This is a genomic window from Candidatus Uabimicrobium helgolandensis, assembly GCF_041508025.1.
Classification (GTDB): Bacteria; Planctomycetota; Uabimicrobiia; order Uabimicrobiales; family Uabimicrobiaceae; genus Uabimicrobium; species Uabimicrobium helgolandensis.
In genome coordinates, this window is sequence record NZ_CP165719.1 from 6,997,916 (window position 1) to 7,015,727 (window position 17,812).

General features: G+C 34.6%; 14 protein-coding genes. 2 read left to right on the top strand and 12 right to left on the bottom strand.

What is annotated here, in order from left to right; genetic code table 11:
• Positions 1–147: 147 nt before the first annotated feature.
• The 7 genes from UABHE_RS25990 to UABHE_RS26020 all read right to left on the bottom strand — a co-directional run bounded on the left by UABHE_RS25990 (position 148) and on the right by UABHE_RS26020 (position 8,784).
• The gene (locus UABHE_RS25990; RefSeq protein ID WP_372366226.1) at positions 148–294 is read right to left on the bottom strand and encodes a hypothetical protein; all 147 of its coding nucleotides are present in this window, start codon (positions 292–294) and stop codon (positions 148–150) included.
• A gap of 624 nt (positions 295–918) precedes the next feature.
• Positions 919–1,719: a HEAT repeat domain-containing protein gene (locus UABHE_RS25995; protein WP_372366227.1), complete on the bottom strand. Its 801-nt coding sequence runs from the start codon at positions 1,717–1,719 to the stop codon at positions 919–921.
• Between the two features lie 160 nt (positions 1,720–1,879).
• Positions 1,880–2,602 carry a helix-turn-helix domain-containing protein gene (locus tag UABHE_RS26000; RefSeq protein WP_372366228.1) on the bottom strand — a complete coding sequence of 241 codons (723 nt, stop codon included), beginning with the start codon at positions 2,600–2,602 and terminating at the stop codon, positions 1,880–1,882.
• A gap of 48 nt (positions 2,603–2,650) precedes the next feature.
• On the bottom strand, positions 2,651–3,775 hold the full coding sequence (locus UABHE_RS26005) for an RNA polymerase sigma factor (RefSeq protein WP_372366229.1): 1,125 nt from the start codon (positions 3,773–3,775) through the stop codon (positions 2,651–2,653).
• 7 nt (positions 3,776–3,782) lie between these two features.
• Positions 3,783–7,022 (bottom strand): protein kinase, encoded by a 3,240-nt coding sequence (locus UABHE_RS26010; RefSeq protein WP_372366230.1) that lies wholly within the window; start codon positions 7,020–7,022, stop codon positions 3,783–3,785.
• Positions 7,023–7,145: 123 nt separating this feature from the next.
• A complete protein-coding gene (locus UABHE_RS26015) occupies positions 7,146–8,048 on the bottom strand; it encodes a M28 family peptidase (protein WP_372366231.1) in 903 nt (300 codons plus the stop codon).
• Between the two features lie 55 nt (positions 8,049–8,103).
• On the bottom strand, positions 8,104–8,784 hold the full coding sequence (locus tag UABHE_RS26020; protein WP_372366232.1) for a hypothetical protein: 681 nt from the start codon (positions 8,782–8,784) through the stop codon (positions 8,104–8,106).
• A 255-nt stretch (positions 8,785–9,039) separates the two neighbouring features.
• Here UABHE_RS26020 and UABHE_RS26025 point away from each other — a divergent pair, with 255 nt between their 5' ends.
• Together UABHE_RS26025 and UABHE_RS26030 are read left to right on the top strand one after the other, a co-directional pair.
• A complete protein-coding gene (locus UABHE_RS26025) occupies positions 9,040–9,843 on the top strand; it encodes an STAS domain-containing protein (RefSeq protein ID WP_372366233.1) in 804 nt (267 codons plus the stop codon).
• Positions 9,844–10,170: 327 nt separating this feature from the next.
• Positions 10,171–11,013 (top strand): LysR family transcriptional regulator, encoded by an 843-nt coding sequence (locus tag UABHE_RS26030; protein WP_372366234.1) that lies wholly within the window; start codon positions 10,171–10,173, stop codon positions 11,011–11,013.
• Between the two features lie 287 nt (positions 11,014–11,300).
• Here the strand turns inward: UABHE_RS26030 and UABHE_RS26035 are convergent, their stop codons facing one another.
• The 5 genes from UABHE_RS26035 to UABHE_RS26055 are packed head-to-tail and all read right to left on the bottom strand — an operon-like array spanning position 11,301 to position 17,516.
• Positions 11,301–12,335 carry an ABC transporter ATP-binding protein gene (locus UABHE_RS26035; protein WP_372366235.1) on the bottom strand — a complete coding sequence of 345 codons (1,035 nt, stop codon included), beginning with the start codon at positions 12,333–12,335 and terminating at the stop codon, positions 11,301–11,303.
• Entirely contained in the window at positions 12,332–13,963 is a 1,632-nt protein-coding gene (locus UABHE_RS26040; RefSeq protein ID WP_372366236.1) for an ABC transporter permease, read from the bottom strand. Before UABHE_RS26040 ends, UABHE_RS26035 begins: the two co-directional genes overlap by 4 nt.
• 3 nt (positions 13,964–13,966) lie before the next feature.
• Positions 13,967–15,001 (bottom strand): Fe(3+) ABC transporter substrate-binding protein, encoded by a 1,035-nt coding sequence (locus UABHE_RS26045; RefSeq protein ID WP_372366237.1) that lies wholly within the window; start codon positions 14,999–15,001, stop codon positions 13,967–13,969.
• An 8-nt stretch (positions 15,002–15,009) separates the two neighbouring features.
• Complete coding sequence (locus UABHE_RS26050; RefSeq protein ID WP_372371686.1) at positions 15,010–16,386, bottom strand: di-heme oxidoredictase family protein; 1,377 nt, start codon at positions 16,384–16,386, stop codon at positions 15,010–15,012.
• Complete coding sequence (locus tag UABHE_RS26055; RefSeq protein WP_372366238.1) at positions 16,386–17,516, bottom strand: imelysin family protein; 1,131 nt, start codon at positions 17,514–17,516, stop codon at positions 16,386–16,388. Before UABHE_RS26055 ends, UABHE_RS26050 begins: the two co-directional genes overlap by 1 nt.
• Between the last annotated feature and the right edge of the window lie 296 nt (positions 17,517–17,812).

Sequence of the window (17,812 nt, forward strand, 5' to 3'; positions counted from 1 at the left end):
GATAAAAGAGATGATATTAAAAAATTAAGGCATGCTCAAATGAACATGCCTCAATAGAACACCTTAACTTTCATAAAATGATCAATTAATGATAGTCTTATGGAAATTAAATGTTTTAGGTTTCTCTAACTTCTATTAGGTCTTACTCTATATTTTAACTGGCTGTAAAGCTACCTTTACTTTACCGCTTTCTATCATAATTGAAGCTATCTTTGCAACTAAAGCATGATCTCCTTCAGGAACCATTTCACTAATCGCATCAAGTAAACGTTCTATTGAGGTTTTAATTTCCATAATTTTTCTCCTTGTTTTAAAGTGTATAATCAATGCTAGGTTATAAAGCAATTACTGTGCCAAAAGACAAACAAAAACATAACACATTTAATATCAATACCTTAAACACATTCGCCATAATAATTTCAAAATAAAATTACCATAAGTGTATCCTTTTTGGCACAGTCATTCTTTTTTGTGAACTATTTATAGGACAGATACAAAAAAGTGAATCGTGGAATTGTTTTCTGGTCTTTGCCTCATACAATCCACCAGCTTTTCTCAACACAAACTGTTTAAGATAAATCCAAATGGAAATAGTACATAAACCGTAACTTATTTGCAAGTATTAAAATAGATTTTTTTAAATATTTTTTATTTAAGACCATTTCAAAGTGTTGATATTCAGTAAAATAATGAGGTTATGCATCAAGGACATAGATCATTTTACTGAATGTTCCTTCTGTGGAAGGGAAAATGCGAGGTTTTAAAACCTCGCAAAGTAAGCACATTGTAAATCATTTTAATCCAAAAACACGTTCTAAACTCATTACCTAAAGCAATAATGGTGAGTATTGCATAAGGATTGCATTTCATTTGTATAATTATGAGATTGCGTTTTAAATTAATATTAACACCTAAGAATCACTCTTCCACTTCGCGTCCAGTAATTCTATCCAGAGCGTCAAGAGCTGCTTTTTTTACTGATTCATTGTCGCTACGAAGTAATTTTTTAAGCTCTGGCATTGCGCGTTTTGCATGGATTCCCATATAACCTAAAGCCTCCGCTGCTGCACTTTTCATCACCGCTGTAGGCTCTGATAAAACTTTAATTAGTTGCGGCACTGCTTTTCGAGCAAATCTTCGATAAGTATTAATTGTTTGGATAGTAGCATAACGTACTTCAAGCACTGGATCTTTTAAATTTTCAATGAGAACGGGCATAATTTTGTCAATATCATCGTATTGTTCACCAAGAGAAAAAGTTGCATATTTTCGCACTTCATCATCTTCATCACGTGCAAGACGCAAAATTATGTCAAGAGGTACCTTAGGATTAAGAACCACTTGTTTGCGATATTCAGGATCTGGGTCACGAGAAATTTTTTCTAATTCTTCGAGAGGAGTTTCAGGGTTACGTGCTTTTTGCTTTCTTCTCGCTGAAGGTATACTTACTGCCCCCCACACACTTCCACCAATAAACCCCGTAGGTAGCATTACAGGAAAGAAACCAAATTCAAGGATAAAACCAATTGGCCTTGTTAAAAAATGTGGAGGAAATGCCATAATTTCCGGAGCCGTTGTAAACGGACGATCAGGCTGCACAGGATCTTTTTCCCCTGTAACTAAGTTATATGCAAATCCTCCGCCTACATTTAGCCCCATACAACCACTAGTAAAACAGCAAGCAAGCACCAATAAAACAAATATTGCATTTCTCATCATAATCCCCTAAAGTGAGTTACAAGGTAAATTAGAAGTTGTCGTCAATTATAAAAATAAAGGACATTGATGACGCCCCCTAGGAGCCTGTTATAACATTTGTCTTTGTCAAGCACCATAAAATTATATGTAAAATTTAGTAAATTATTTTCCGCCATATCCCTTACAAACCATCGACTTGAAAAACTTTCCTTTTTAACCCATCGACAGTTGTAACCTCGCCACAGCAGGAAAATTTGTGCTTACAATCACAAGCCTGCTCTGTTAATCCAATACCGCTTTTACAATTGCGTGCAATCCAAGGTAAAACAAGAAAACAAGTGTTGACAGTTTGCCCTAAAATATCCTTAGAAGAATAGTCAGGATGACCAATCGTTCCCAAATAAGTAGATCCAAAATGCAAAGCAATAATAAGATCAGTATTTCCAATAAGTTTTTTTGATTTTATAGCTGCATCTACAGCATTTGTGCGCGCATTTTTTCCCGTAAAAAAAGCGAGAAAACCATCCCCCACATATTTAACAGGTACTCCGTTGTATTTCAAAACAACCTCTGTGAGCGTAAAAAATAAGCTATTCATCCACATCGCAAGATCGCGCGGATGAATAGCTTTTGATTTTTCAGCAAATCCATTCAAACTAGTGCAAAAAATGGTTGCCTCAAATGTATCCGATTCAGGAATTTCACCAATAAGGAGCCACTCTACACTAATTCCAAGTAGTTGTGCCAATTCGACAAGCAATGAGATATCGGGAGCATTTTCTCCTCGTTCCCATTTGGAAACGGCCTGCGAGCTTACTTGTAAAGCGTGGGCTATATCGATCTGACGCAATTTTTGTTTTTCTCTTTGTTTTTTGATACGCAAACCTAAGTTTTTTAAATTCAAAATATGCCCCTTTTATAAATTAAACTCGTGGTAAATTATTTACCATCTCTATAATAGATTTTGCAAGTATCTAATTTCATTGGTAATTTCTTGTGGGCACACGTAACGCGAAACTTCATCTCTTAGCAGTTCTTTGTATATGAGTGTTGATGATTTAATTGCTTTTTCTACTTGGTATTTTGATATTTCGAAGTGTTTAGCGATTTGTAAATATGAAGGTTTATATAAAAATAAAGGTACAACAAAATTTCCATAGTGCTTGTCGAGAAATTTACGGTTTGCTTTGATCAAATATTTCTCAATATATTGAGGGTATGTATATTCGAGAATTGCACGATTTCTTTGGTATCTGAACTCGTGTTTTTGTTCTTTCACATCAAAATGTTGTTCTAAGTTTTCATTATGAAGAATTTCATTTAGTGCTGTCGTGAGATTTGTTGCAGTAATGTTGTAACTACAAAATATGCGTTGTAAATCCTCAGCGAATAATTGGTGATTTCTGCAATCAATATTATGAAACAAATAGTTGTCTTGATTTTGTTCGTCCAATTCAGTCGAAGAAATTAATTTGTTCAAGATTTGCGATAAATGTACAGCCTGAGTACAGTCATTTAATAGCAATTCTTGGTAAACAAGATCATCAACTCTATGATTTTTACAACGAAGAAAAGCAATAAACTCTTCAAGGTAACTAATATCTTCAACTCGGTAAAAAGAGCTTGTTGGTGGGTGATAGTAAGTTCGAAAAACTTTGTATTCATAACGATTTGCAAATTCTCTATAATGAGTATGCATTCTTTGATTGACAAGCTCGAGTAAGTTCTCTGTCCAATAACGATTAAAGTGATTAATGTCTTTATCAGGGATCAAATCGTGCATACTATGCTCAAAACGATTTTGTTTCAGTTGCTTCTTATCTCTTGCAAAGCGAACAAACGCAGTGATCAAAAAAGTACGAAACTTACCTCGGTCTTTGGAAACGCGTTCAATCCATTTATTTTCCAAAAATTTGGTAAAAAACTCTTGTACAAAATCCTCAGCATAAGAATCATGACAATATTGACGTGCAAATTTATGAACACTCGGCCAATAATCTTCGCATAGTTTTTCAATCGCCTGTTTACTTTCTTGTTGCGCTTCTAAAATTTGCGACCACCGCGTTGTTTTCCACATAATTTATCTAATCAAAACTCCATATACGGACATCAGATCCAACGGTTACTAGTTTTTTAAGTTCTTTGTGATAAGCACAATCATTAATTATATCAGATTTTTTTTCCAACTGTAAAAGAAAGCGATCAGGATTTTTCTGAGATAAATCCATCAGATCCCATATCAAAATCCGTCCAGTTCGATCTGTTGTAATAAGTCGCTCTTCATCCTCAACAATTGCAAAAGAAGAAATAAGATCTTTATACTTATCCAAACGAACGACTTGATGTTTTTCCTGTTTTAAATCGTCAAAGTTATATATTAATATACTACTTCCCACCGTCAGAAACAAATATGTTTTTCCGCGCAAGATTGCAAATTTAATCTTGCTGTTATCGGTAGCATCTTCTCCAGTGCCCACACGCACATATTTTTTTGTTGTTAAATTCAAAATAGCGAGATACCCATAACAATTAACAGCAAATACCAGAAAACGGCAATCAGGACTTAACTCGGCTGTAGTAACATGCATTCTCTTTTTACCCTGCGCAGAAGACCATATCTCAGAAGTCAAAATCTTCTTTTTTAAGTCCCACCCAGTAATGCCACCGCGATAATTATACATGTAAAGTTTTTCGTGTTTATAGTCGTAAACAATCCCTTTTATTCTCTCATTAAAAAATGTATGTTTATCTGTTTTGCGCTTACTCATCTTGCGGTATATTCTACGAAAGTCAACACCTTCGCAAGTAACATCATATTTTATTTGAGGAAGGTCCAAAAGAGTACACAATTTATCACTCTCTGGTACCAAAAAAGAATTTAATGTTCTAGATGTAAATAACTTACTTTTCTTCTGAAAACTAATTAGATCTTGTATTATAATTTGGTTTATATCATTATAAATAAAATGACTTTTAGCAAAAGAAACATAGTTTGACACATGATTTACATTAAAACGGGAAACATCTTTTCTAAGAATAGAATAAACAAAAACATACTTGTTATTCGCTATAAAAACCTGCATATTTTGAATAGAAAAATCGTATAACAGATTTTGATCAGTAGTTATTTTTTGCAACAATCGACCATTTTTATTCCAAACATAAAGAATCCCTTGTAACGTTGATCCTATTATATAACCTTCTTGGGATATAATTTTGTTAACTTCAAAAGAACTTGATTTTTCAAACTCCACAATATTTTTCTTTTTTAAACTATATACTTTTCCATCGAAAGTAGTAATTACTATATTTTTCTGACTATCGTACGCACAACAAACCAAGTTACTTTTTGAACTAATTTTTTTAGTTTTTTTGTCCAGAAAAGAATACTTATACAATATACCACTGTAAACAAATACAAACTCTTTATCTACAGTATTAATATCTAAAGAAACTACTTTAGTAAATTTATCTCCACCAGCAATTGTACCATGACTATGTTTTTCAATTTCATGTGTTTTTACAAGAGTGCTATTGTTAATACGCCAAACATTTATATATTTGCCTGCGGTTATAATCGTGTTTTTTTTATAAAACTTACATAATGTATCATTTGCAGTAAAAGCATCCTCTAGAGCATCAGGATCTTTAAGCATACGCTCAACTACAACTTTCAATGTTCTTGTATAATAAACTCCCAAGTAAAGTTTATCATCATCGCTAGAATACAAAATGGCTAAATATTTACCATCGCGACTTAAAGAACTACTATGTGCTTCTTTCCCACAACGAATCTCTCTGTACTTGTCTAGGGTATATCCTTGTTGTCTATGTAGAGAAACAGTTCCCTTTTCACCAACAGTAATTATTTTGTCATTTGCATGGTATATTTTTATATTTTTTGGAATCTCAGCAGATAATTTTTTTGTATATGGTTGTGCTCTTTTAGCTAAATATCGGTATTCAAGGTAACGTTCAGCATTTGAAAATTTCGTTTGTGAATAAAGATCCTTTAATTGCTTTAGAGAATTTTGCGCTGCTAGAAAATTTTTTTTCCGTATATGATTTTGTATAACTTCATAATAAACTTTTAATAGATCGTAGTTTTTTTCACTTTGTATACGTTCTTTTTCTATCGTTGCGATTTTTCTAGCTTTTTCAGCTTCCGTTACATCTGCTAATGCTTCTGTCAAATCTGTCAACGCTTTTTCTTTAAGAACAAGCGCATCCTTTTTTTCTTGAATATGTTGGTGAAGGCTATTCACATAGAAAAGTGTTAAAATCAAAATAATAATAAATGCACTTATCAAAGTGAGAGAAACCTCTTTAGTACGCAAGAATAACTTGTAAGCAAGCTCTATTTTTCCAGGAGTTTTCGCAGAAATAGGTTTAAGTTCTAAAAAGTTTTTTAAATCGCGCGCTAAAAACTTCATAGAAAGATATCTTTTTTTAGTGTTTTTTTGCAAGCACTGTAAACAAATTGCTTGTAAATCAGGAGGAATTTCAGAATTGATTCTTCGTGGCGGAATAGGATCATCATGTATAATTTGAAAAATAACGTTAAAAACACTGTCACCGCGGAAAGGTTCCATCGAAGTAAGAGATTCGTAGAGAGTTACTCCTAGAGAGTAGATATCGGTGGACTTTGTTATCTTAGAACCCTTCGCTTGCTCTGGCGACATATACATTGGCGTTCCTGCAAAGTTATCATCTTCCAATGTCTTTTTGACGTCTGATGCCACACGTGCAATACCAAAATCCATGATCTTAGGCTGTAATTCTCGATCTAGCATAATGTTCTCGGGTTTCAAATCGCGATGGATGATTCCTTTAGAATGAGCAAATTCTAAAGCGCGAGCAACAAGTATAAATATGTTAGTTATTTTTCGGTAGTAGCTGTGCTTTTTTAATTTTTTGCTATGAAGTTGTATAAACTCTGCCAAAGAAATACCATTAATAAGCTCCATTGCAAAAAAATAAGGATACTCATCGCAAACCTCATATACCTGTACAATATTTGGATGATTTAATTGTGCAATTGATTTTGCTTCTTTTAATAATTTATGAAACTGCCCCTCATCATTACACAAAACTTTAATCGCCACTTCACGCTGTAAATGATGATCAAAAGCTTTATAAACAACCCCCATCCCACCTTCGCCTAGTTTAGAAACGATAGAATATTGTTTTATTTTTTGCCCTGCCTTTATCATCACAGGTTTATTTTTTTGATGTTGTACAACCGTAGAACTATTAGCAGACATTTCAAAGCTATCAGACAAAGCAAGTCCGAGTAAATCGTGATTTTTTTGTTGTTTTTCCATAATAATTTCCTTTAAACATAGTTGCCTATTGGTATATTGGAAAAACTCCAAAACTTGTCCGAACATTTTCTCCAAAAATGTAAAATTATTTTAGGGCGCGTTAACACCCCCTAAATTTAACACTCAGCTATCACTTAAACTTTGTTCTAAAACGCATGCAACAACGCTTTCAGTTACTTTTTGCAAAAAATCAAAATCAATGGTGTCAATAGTATCTGTTTTTTTATGGTAATGAGGATTGCGATATTCTGCGGTATCTGTCCACATCAAAGCAGGAATTTGCGCTTGCCAAAAAGGAAAATGATCACTTCGTTTAAGAATATGCAAAAAACTCTGCGAGATGGAGTCTACCAACAAGCCTAAAGCTGGTAAATTGGGACTATATGTTGCAATGCTTTGCAATGTATTTGTAAGCTGTTCACCAGAATGTTGATCACCAACTAAGGCAATAAAATCTCCAATGCGAACATTTTCTATAGGAATTCCTGCAGGTATCTCCTGCGAATTTTCTTCATAACTACAAAAACCCACCATTTCTAAAACATGGACATATTTCACTTCGTACGGAAAATGATTTAAGTTTTCAACAAAATCATAGCTTCCCAACAATCCATCTTCTTCGCAATTAAAAGCAACAAAGCAAACCGGTATAGAACACTGCGCAAGAACACGTGCACACTCAACTAGTGCAGCAACAGCACTACCGTTGTCGTCAGCTCCTGGACTTTCAGCAATACTATCGTAATGAGCAGCAATGACAATAACCGCAGAATCTACATTTTGCGGCAATGCCACGATATTTCCATATTTTCCTTGGAGATAAACACTATAACCATAATCTGTTAATTGCGTCGCAATCCATTCTTTTACAAAATTATTGTGTTGTGGATTAAAAGAGTAATGTCGTGCTCCAACAATATTCTTTAGTGTGTTCTGCAAATGAGAAACACTAGTTTCCTTAGTAAGTGTAGCGACATTTTGTCGAAAGTTTTTCACACGAAACTGCGATGAATGATATATCTGCAATAGTTTTCTCCCCACAACACCAAATAGACAATAGAAATACAACTCCGGATTAGATCTAATATACCTTTTCTAATACAATGTCAAAATAACAAATTTGGCTCTTTTTTTGCAAGTTTTTAAAATCAAAATATTCACGATCTTCCTCAAAGTCTTGCAATTCAACAACAACCAACTCCTGCTCTTCTTTCGAAAGTTTATTAAGAATACGATCTTTTTCATTCAGTGGATTCCCAGCAAAATACATTTGAGTTGTCATCTCAAAGAACCCTCGTTTAGCTGTTTTAAAATGTACATGCGGTGGGCGCTGCCAATTTTTATTTATCGCATAAGAACCCGGCACAATTGTCTTAAAAGCATAACGTCCTTTTTCATCAGTGATAAACCTTCCCCAATATTGAAAATGCTCATCTAAAGGTGCAGTATTTGCATTGCCACCATGGTTATAACTTCCACTTTCGCACGCTTGCCATATCTCTACAATAGCACCGTCAATAGGATGACAGTTTTCATCGCGAACAACACCGAAAATATAGACGATCTTCCCTACAGCTTGATTTTTACTACCTTTAAGTACCGTTAAATCGTTGTCTTTATCTTGAGGAAGTATATCAGGATAAAAAGGTCCTTCCGTTTGCTCAGGTGTTATTTCACAATCAGCCTTCAATGTCGAGAACAAGCCAGTAAATAATCCAATGGAAAGTCCCAAAACTTTACGTCTAGAAATTTTACCGTTCAATTTGAATTCTCCTAAAATTAATTTCAAACATCCGCAGCTTTGGACTTGCTCACTGCAAATAAAAAATATATACTAAAGTCTACTCACATTACATAACAATACAAAGATCAACACGCTCTACCTAAAGTCACAATTCTAAAATGTTCTAATAATTAATTTTAAATGTAATTAAAAGATTGTCATCTGTTATTTAAGTACAAATCACGTTGCCGTTCTTGAGAAAGGAGATAGATAGAATATCTATCTAAATCTGCTATGAAAATCAACACAAAAGACATGAAAAACAACATTAAGTTGGTAACTTTCGAAGGACAAATCAATGAATCTACTATCAATTTAATCCAAGGCACTTTTTCTAGTATTTTTAATCTCAATCAAAACAAGATTGTTTGCGATATGCAAAAAGTTGAACATATAAGCGCTCCTGTATTGATGAATTTTTTAGAAAATATAACAGAAGCTCGTAATCGTGGCGGAGGCGTAAAATTATTGAATGTCCAAGCAGCGCTACAAGGTATTTTTCGCTACGCTGGTTTTAATGACGACACAGTATTCTGCGATAATTTAAAAACAGCAACACAGCATCTAGAAAATATTGTCGCTACACAATATGATGATAATGTAGAAGATCCTTTTGGTTCTACTATTCAAACAACAAATTTAGGCAATTTTACTCCGATATCACCTTTGAGCGCGCCAGCATCAGCAGCCCCAAGCGCTCCTACAAATGTAGAAGATCCTTTTGGCTCTACCATTCAAACAAGTAATCTTAGTGGCTTTAAATCTGTTGCTCCAGTAACCCCAGTTTCACCAATATCTCCATTATCTCCACCAAAACAAAGTTCAAGTCCAAGCCCAAAAGTTGAAGACCCTTTTGCAGCAACTATTCAAACAAATGCAACAAGTAATTTCACTCCTGTATCACCGGTATCTCCCGTAACACCAGTATCTCCTTTCTCTCCAAAGCCAAAACCTAATCAAAAAAAAGAAGAACCGAATGATCCTTTTGGTGCAACAATTCAAGCACCAAACTTTATGCCGAAAAAAGATACAGAGTAAATCCATTTTTAAGTAGTCTCGCTTTAGTTCAAATTTTATATTTTGGACTAAGGCGAGCCAACACACCTTCAAGTACCTTCGAGAATACCGCCAAATAAATTCTGTTGTTCTTAAAAAATGAAAAATAAACAACCAATAATCATCATGTAAGTTGCTATTTTCCTTTCTTTTTATTCTTTTATCTATCATTATAATGTTATTATAAATAAAATTTTTTATTAATAAAATTAATATCATAGATGATCATCATAAGCAATATTTATATTGCTGCTTGCTACTAGCCCTTGTAACGCTGATTTGTAGTCGCTAACAGAATAGGAAAATGAAATGCTTCCCTCGCCAGCTGAAATTGAATATTTTTTAGAAATATCAAAGACATTAAACTTATCGAGAGCTTCAGAACGACTAGGAATTACTCAACCAACTTTAAGTATGTCGGTTAAAAGATTAGAACAAAACATAGGTGCAAAACTACTTATTCGTAGTAAATCAGGAGTGCAACTAACTAAATTTGGTCAGCGGTTTGTCGGAAGTGCTCAAGCAATGATTGAGGAGTGGGAAAAATTGCGCGCAATTGCTTTAAGTGAAAAAGATGAAGTTCAAGGGCAATATACCATTGGTAGTCACCCATCTGTAGCTCTATATTCATTGTCACACTTTTTACCTAAGCTACTTCATGATTATCCCAAATTACATATAGAGCTAGTACATGATATTTCGCGCCACATCACCGAGAAGGTAATTTCTTATAAAATAGATTTTGGCATAGTAATTAATCCAATATCTCACCCAGATCTAGTAATCATCAAATTAGCTCATGATTGCGTTACTCTTTGGACAACAAAACACAATCGTAACTTAAATACACTAATTTGCGATCAAAATTTACTACAAACGCAAGATTTGTCAAAACAAATAAGAGGTAGTGACTGGGAATTTGAGCGTATTATTCACTGTTCTGATTTACAGGTAATTACCGACTTAGTAGAAAGTGGAGGTGGTGTGGGAATAATTCCAACGAGAGTGGCAGAAAAAGCAAAAGGATTAAAGCGCTACGGAAAAAATCCTCCCGTGTATGAAGATGTTGTTACTCTTGTTTATCGTTATGATGCTCAAAATTCTCTAGCAGCAAAAACAATTATTACCGCCATTAAGAATATTTTTATCTAGAATACTTAGGCCCTAAATTTTTATGTCAAGAATCGATATCGAGCACCACAAGCATTGTCTACGAGTAAAGATTCCGCTTGAATATGAAGTCAACACGCGCGAACTTCTTTTGCGAATTATTACCCTTTACTGGTTTCATCAAAACTCAAACAAAAACTTCAGCTCGAAAAAATAGTAATCTTCTGAATGATAACAGGCCCGAACAAACTATGAAAACAATATTATTTAGGGGCATCTTTACTATTTTAGATAATATTCTGTTCGAAAGCACTATAAATATAAGCTATTTAAACCATCGCCCACGAAGTAAGTTCTTCTGTGTTGAGTTTACAAAAAAGCTGTTGTCCGACATTAACTTTTTCATAGTTAGGAATCACTACAGTAATGAGTTGTTGGCTTTCACATAGTTGCAGCTGTAATTCTTTTTGCTGTCCATAAAATGTAATTTTAGTGATTGTTGCGGGTATAGCATCATCACTTTGTTGGCCAATATTTAAATTCTCAGGACGAATAAGTACACGGCAGCATTCTCCATTTTCTTTCGCCTGAATGCAACCTAAAGGAGTGTTATACCCTTTACCATTACGTTCTGCGTGAATAGTGTTCACTCGTCCAAAAAAGTGCGCCACATACTCATTCTTCGGCTTAAAATAAATTCCTTCCGGAGTATCCATTTGTTGCGTTACTCCATCCTTAAGAACCACTACTCTATCAGCTATTACGAATGCATCTTCTTTGTCATGAGTAACAAGAATTGTTGTTGTTTCAGTTTGGGTAATAATTTGTTTTATTTCTTCACGCATACGCTTTTTTAGCATAACATCTAACTTACTTAGAGGCTCATCAAGTAGTAATAATTTAGGTTGAAATGCTAACGAACGAGCAAGAGCTATTCTCTGTAGTTGTCCACTTGACATTTGATGAGGTTTATTTTTTCGCAACTCTTCTAAGCCAATCAGTTGTAGCATTTGATTGACAATTCGTTTTCGTTCAGAGCGGCTATGTTTATTAAGTGCAAATGCAATGTTCTTTTCTGCACTCAAATGCGGAAAAAGTGAATGATCAGGAAAAACCATAGCAACTTGGCGATTTTCCGGTTCAACAAATACCTGTTTGCTACAAACAGTTTCATTATTTATTTCTATTGAACCTGCACTAGGTTTTTCAAATCCAGAAATCATCTTAAGTATTGTAGATTTTCCTGAACCACTTTCACCAATTAGTGCAACAATTTCACCTTTCGCCACCTCTAACGAAAAATCTGTAACCACAGTGTTTTTGTCATATGTTTTTGACAAGTTTTCGATTTGTAAAGTTATCATGACTTTTTCCCCAATCTATCCAAACTTATTTTGCCAAACAATAGGAAAAAACTACTAATACAAATAATAGTCAAAGCTGAACAAGAAGAATAAGGTACAGCTTCATCGGAAATCGCTCGACTATAAGCATCTGTTGCTAGAGTATCAAATGTAGGTCCTACCAGGAATGTAAGATTAAATTCTTTTAAGATATCAATAAATATAAGAACTAAAGCACTTAGTAAGTACGGTTTCATCATTTGCAGATGAACTAACAAGGTACGCGAAGGAGAACTTCCTAGAGAAAAACAAGCTTGCGTAACAGTATGTCCTACATTTTTAAAACCAGAATTAATAGGCTCAAAAGTAACTGCTAAGAAGCGAACGATATACCCAAACATCAAAGCAACAAGAGTATTACTTAGTATCATGCCAGTTAATACCCCTAGGCTATCGTCAAACCACTTGCACATAGTCATTGCACTAATTGCCACAACCGCAGCAGGTAAAGTATAACCACTTTTGCTAATAGCAGCTAAATAACGCGTCATCCGCGTTGTACGTATTTTTACAGTATAAGAGACGACAATAGCTATAAAAAGTGCTATACACGCTGTACTTAGAGCTAAAAATATACTATTTATAGCAAGTGAAACAAAATTTTTATCTATAACTTCAGTAGCAGTTTGGCATCCCCAATATATCAATTGGCCAACAGGAAAAACAAAAGTAAAAAAGAAAATAATACTACACATTGTGAAGATAAAATATCGCGAAAATTTGCTAATTTGCCCAAAGCGATAGTTATTAAACTGACTAGAATCTACATGATATTTTTTATTGCGAATAATTAACCATCGTAAAAGCCATAGTGAAAACGCTGGGCACAATAAAATAGCAGACAAACGCATCGCTGCTTGACTATCCTCTAAAGCGTACCATGCTTGAAAGATTCCTACTGTAAAAGTAGGCGTCGTACAATAACTTACAGTGCCATAATCACTAAAAACCTCCATAATAACAAGCAATGCACCAGCACTAATAGCGGGAAAAGCAAGTGGGAGAGCAACTCTTGCAAATATTGATACGTGTGAATAACTAAACAACCTCGAAACGCCTAAGACAAGTACAGACTGTTGTTTAAAAGCATTTTTTGCCATCAAATAAATATAAGGATACAGTGCAAAAGAAAAGGAAATAATAGCTCCAAATAGCGACTTAAACTCAAACAGTAAAAAACTATCAGAACCGAAAATTTTCCTTATTAGCCCTGTACTACTAAACATATCAGCATACGTGTATGACATTATGTAAACAGGTATTGCTAGGGGTAATATCAAAGCCCACTCAAAGAATTTGCGCCCCGGGAAATTGTAAACACAAACTAACCATGCAGGAACTACACCGAGGAAAAAAGATAAACTTGCAACGCCAAAAACCAGTGTAACTGTATTATAAATATATTCGTTAAGCCTAGTTTGCTTAATATGAAGCCAAGCATCACTAGGCTCAAGAAATATATGACTTAAAATAAAGATAATGGGCGTTGCAATAAGAAGAGTAACGACTAAAGTCGTTAACGTCCACACATTTATATATCTCTTGCTATACCAACTACGAGTGAGAAAAATATATATTTTGGAAAACAAGTATTATTTCCACCCAGCAAGATCAAATGTTTTGACAGCTTCTTTGTTGTTAACACCAAGTTCAGATAAATTTACTTGATCCTCTTTAAAATCTCCCCAAGAAGAAACAAGCTCTGAAGGTTTTACTTCAGGATGCACAGGATATTCATAATTAGCTTGAGCAAAAGTTTGTTGTGCTTTTTTACTTGTTAAAAACTCAAGTAACTTCATCGCATTTTCTTTATTTTTTGCATATTTAGTTACGCCGGCACCACTAATATTAACATGAGTTCCACGTCCATCTTGGTTCGGAAAAAAGACTTTTACAGCTTCACCAGCTTTTACTTCATCAGCATTTTCAGAGTTAAGTAATTTGCCTAAGTAATAAGTGTTAACAATTGCTAGATCTGCTTTACCAGCAGCAACTTCTTTTACTTGATCGCGATCATTGCCTGTAGGGGTTCTTTCCATGTTTGCAACAACACCTTTTGCCCACTCAAGAGCTTTTTCTTTACCGTTTGCAACGATAATAGAGGCAAGAAGTGATTGGTTGTAAATATTGCTGCTTGAACGCACTGCAATTTTACCTTTCCACCCTGCATCGGTTAATGCTTCGTAAGTAGAAAGTTGTTCAGGCTTTACTCTGTCTTTAGAATATACAACCACGCGTGCTCTTTTTGTAAGAGCATACCAATAACCATCTTTATGATGTAAATGACTAGGCACATTCTTAGTTAAGGTTTCTGAAGTAACACCTTGTAATAATCCCTTATTTTGCGCCAAATGTAATCGGCCAACGTCAACTGTTATTAGCAAATCAGCTTCAGTTTTTTCGCCTTCGATTTCTATCTTTTTGATAAGTTCATTCGCTTTACTTTTTCGAACGACAACTTCAATTCCAGTTTCAGCAGTAAATTGCTTAAAAAGTTTCTGGTCACTTGGGTAATGACGATGAGTATAAATAGTTACTTTTTTTCCAGAATCTCCTTCAGCTGGCTTTTGATTACAAGCTGGAACAAGCAATAACACAATAAATAAAAGACTAGCTATGATTTTCATGATTTCTCCTATAACGAATTTAAAAACGCCAGCAAAGCTTTGCGTTCTTCTTTAGAAAAAGCTTTAAATATCTCCATCGATTTTTTTGATTCCCCACCATGCCACAAAATAGCTTCTTGGAGATTACGTGCACGTCCATCGTGTAAAAAAAAGGTATGGTAGTTCACTTTTTCAACAAGTCCAATACCCCACAGAGGCGATGTACGCCACTCACGACCATTGGCTTCAAAATCAGGTCGGTTATCCGCAAGACCTTCTCCCATATCATGTAGTAGTAAGTCAGTAAAAGGGCGTATTTTTTGCTGCGATAATTTTGGAAAGTCTTTACTAGTACTTGTTTGCATTTTAGGAATGTGACATAAATGGCACTCTGCTTTTAAAAACAACTTTTTCCCAGTAACTACAGTAGGATCTTTCCAATTTCGTCGTCCTGGCATTGCCAAGTGTTGCGTATAAAAAGTTATCCTTTCAAGACTTTCAGCGGAAATCTCGGGTGTACCACCACTTGGTATATCTAGGCAAGGAGTTTGTTTATCGCTGTGATTTTCACGAGGAAAGAGTGGCGATGTAATGCCAATATCTCCATTAAAAGCTCCAGCATTTTGTTGCAATAAACTCGGTTGATTTGCTTTCCATCCAAAGCGTCCTAAACGCTTTTTTTTGTGAGTTACATCCCAGACATAGTTAGCTTTTCCAGATATACCATCTTTATCTTTATCTTCTGGGTCAGCAAAACCAAGAATGGTTTCTTCTGAAACCTGCTCTAACAACCCTAAACCTGGAATCATCGGAGCAACCCTAGGAGAAATCATAATATCTTTACTTAATTCCCCATACTTTAAATTTTCAATACTATATTCGGGTTTACGTAATTCGTAAGGTGTGCCATCAGCGAAAGTACCTTTAATAAAGCTATATTTAATAACTTCTTTTCCTTCTGGCTCTACACCAGGAACAGCCTTATTATTGAGCTGCCCACCATATATAGGATGTGGTTTAGGAGAATTATTTTCTGTTTCTCCTGGAATACTTAACCTAAAGAGTAAAGCAGTAACAACTTCGTTTTTTTCTTTAGGCGGACGACCACGCCCATCTCGCGAGTGACAACCTGAACACGAACGAGCATTAAAAAGAGGACCTAGTCCATCGCGAGCAGTTGTCGAAGCAGGTGCTATTACCCACGATTTGTTAAATAAAGAATCACCTGTCTCAAAAGTAGCTCGTTCTTCAAAACTCAAACCAAGAATTGGTTTATTAAAAGCATAGTAAGTGGAATTAAATATAGTTGCTGCCCCTCCACTATACTCCTCATCCTTATCAACAGGATCACATCCTAAGAATATAAATATTACAAATACAAATGTTAAAATATGCTTTGTTTCCATCATTTTATTACAATCTTCTTCAATGCTTTTGCAAAAAGTTCACCTTGTTCACTTAGAACCTTAATTGTATTTTTTACAAGTTTATTACCTTCAGGATTGTCAGAAGCAATCAAGCGATCAAATCTGTGCTTTGACATTTTAGCAATAAATGTATCAATGCTAGCTATTTTACTCTTTATGCTAGTTGCCAAACTTTCATCTTTGGTTTTCAACCAATAATGAATTCCTTTTACTTCAATTTTCTTATGAAGACCTGCGTATGTTCCAAGATAAACATTTACCATTGATCTTTGATTATCGCGAATATCTAAACAAGTATTATCACTAAAACAAGAATGCTCATCTTCTTGATCATGGTTTGTCAGAGCAACAGCCATTCTTTCTCCTGGAAGTTCTCCAGTACTTAACTCGTGAAGTCCTGTTAGGATTTTATGAATTGCTTCACTGTGATTTAGAGCTAAAAATTTTGCTCGATAATTATCTTTTTTATTTTCACTCCACTCACTAACAAGAGTTTCTAGATTCTCAACCAACAAATCAGCAACGATTTTTAGATAATCTCCGCGGCGCTTTGCATTCTTAACATCAACATAATCGTTATGAGAACGCTTTCCAGCTTCTTCTTTACTTAAATCTTGGCCCCAAAGTAAGAATTCAATAGCATGGTAACCTGTACTAATATTTTCATCACCATTAGCTTCATTCATTTTAATAAGCTGTGATTTTGAGATTTCAACATTGACATTATTCACAATACCAGCGTTTTCATTACCTTTCACATAGTCGATGTAAGCCTCATCTAAAGGCCATGCATTTAGCAAACCTTCTGGACCATCTTCATCATCGATAGGACCATTGTAAAAGCGGTATGCTTCTGTTTGATCATAAAAAACGCGAGCCTTTAACCAAGATTTTTTAGCTGCATTTTGTGTATCTTTACTTGGAGCCTCAACAAACGTATAAAGTGCATTTCGTAATTCTTGTGCTGTCTCAAGAGAGTCTTGGTAATTAGTTAGTACTAAATCGGCATAGCCTTTTACGACTTCACCTGCTACACTCTGCTCTGTTTTATTTGTACAAGAACTTAGAATTAGTGAAGCTAGTACAATTGTAGTTAATAAAATTTTCATGTGCATTGCAACCTAAAAGAGACAGAGTCTCAAACCTAATAAAAGGGTAAAAAATTGTTTGGTGTTTAATTTTATAACTCAGCAGTTTACGAGGTTGTTCATTTTGTTGGAATGTTTTACTATCTAAAATATGCGATAAAAATCATTACCAAACAGTAACCAATAATGGTTGCCTTTTCGCCATTTTAAATTACTGAAGGACCAAAAGAAACTGAGACTCATTCTCAAAAACAAACAGCGACATTTACTGGGATATTCATTTTTCTCATACTAGTAAAACTTTAAGAAAAGTCAAC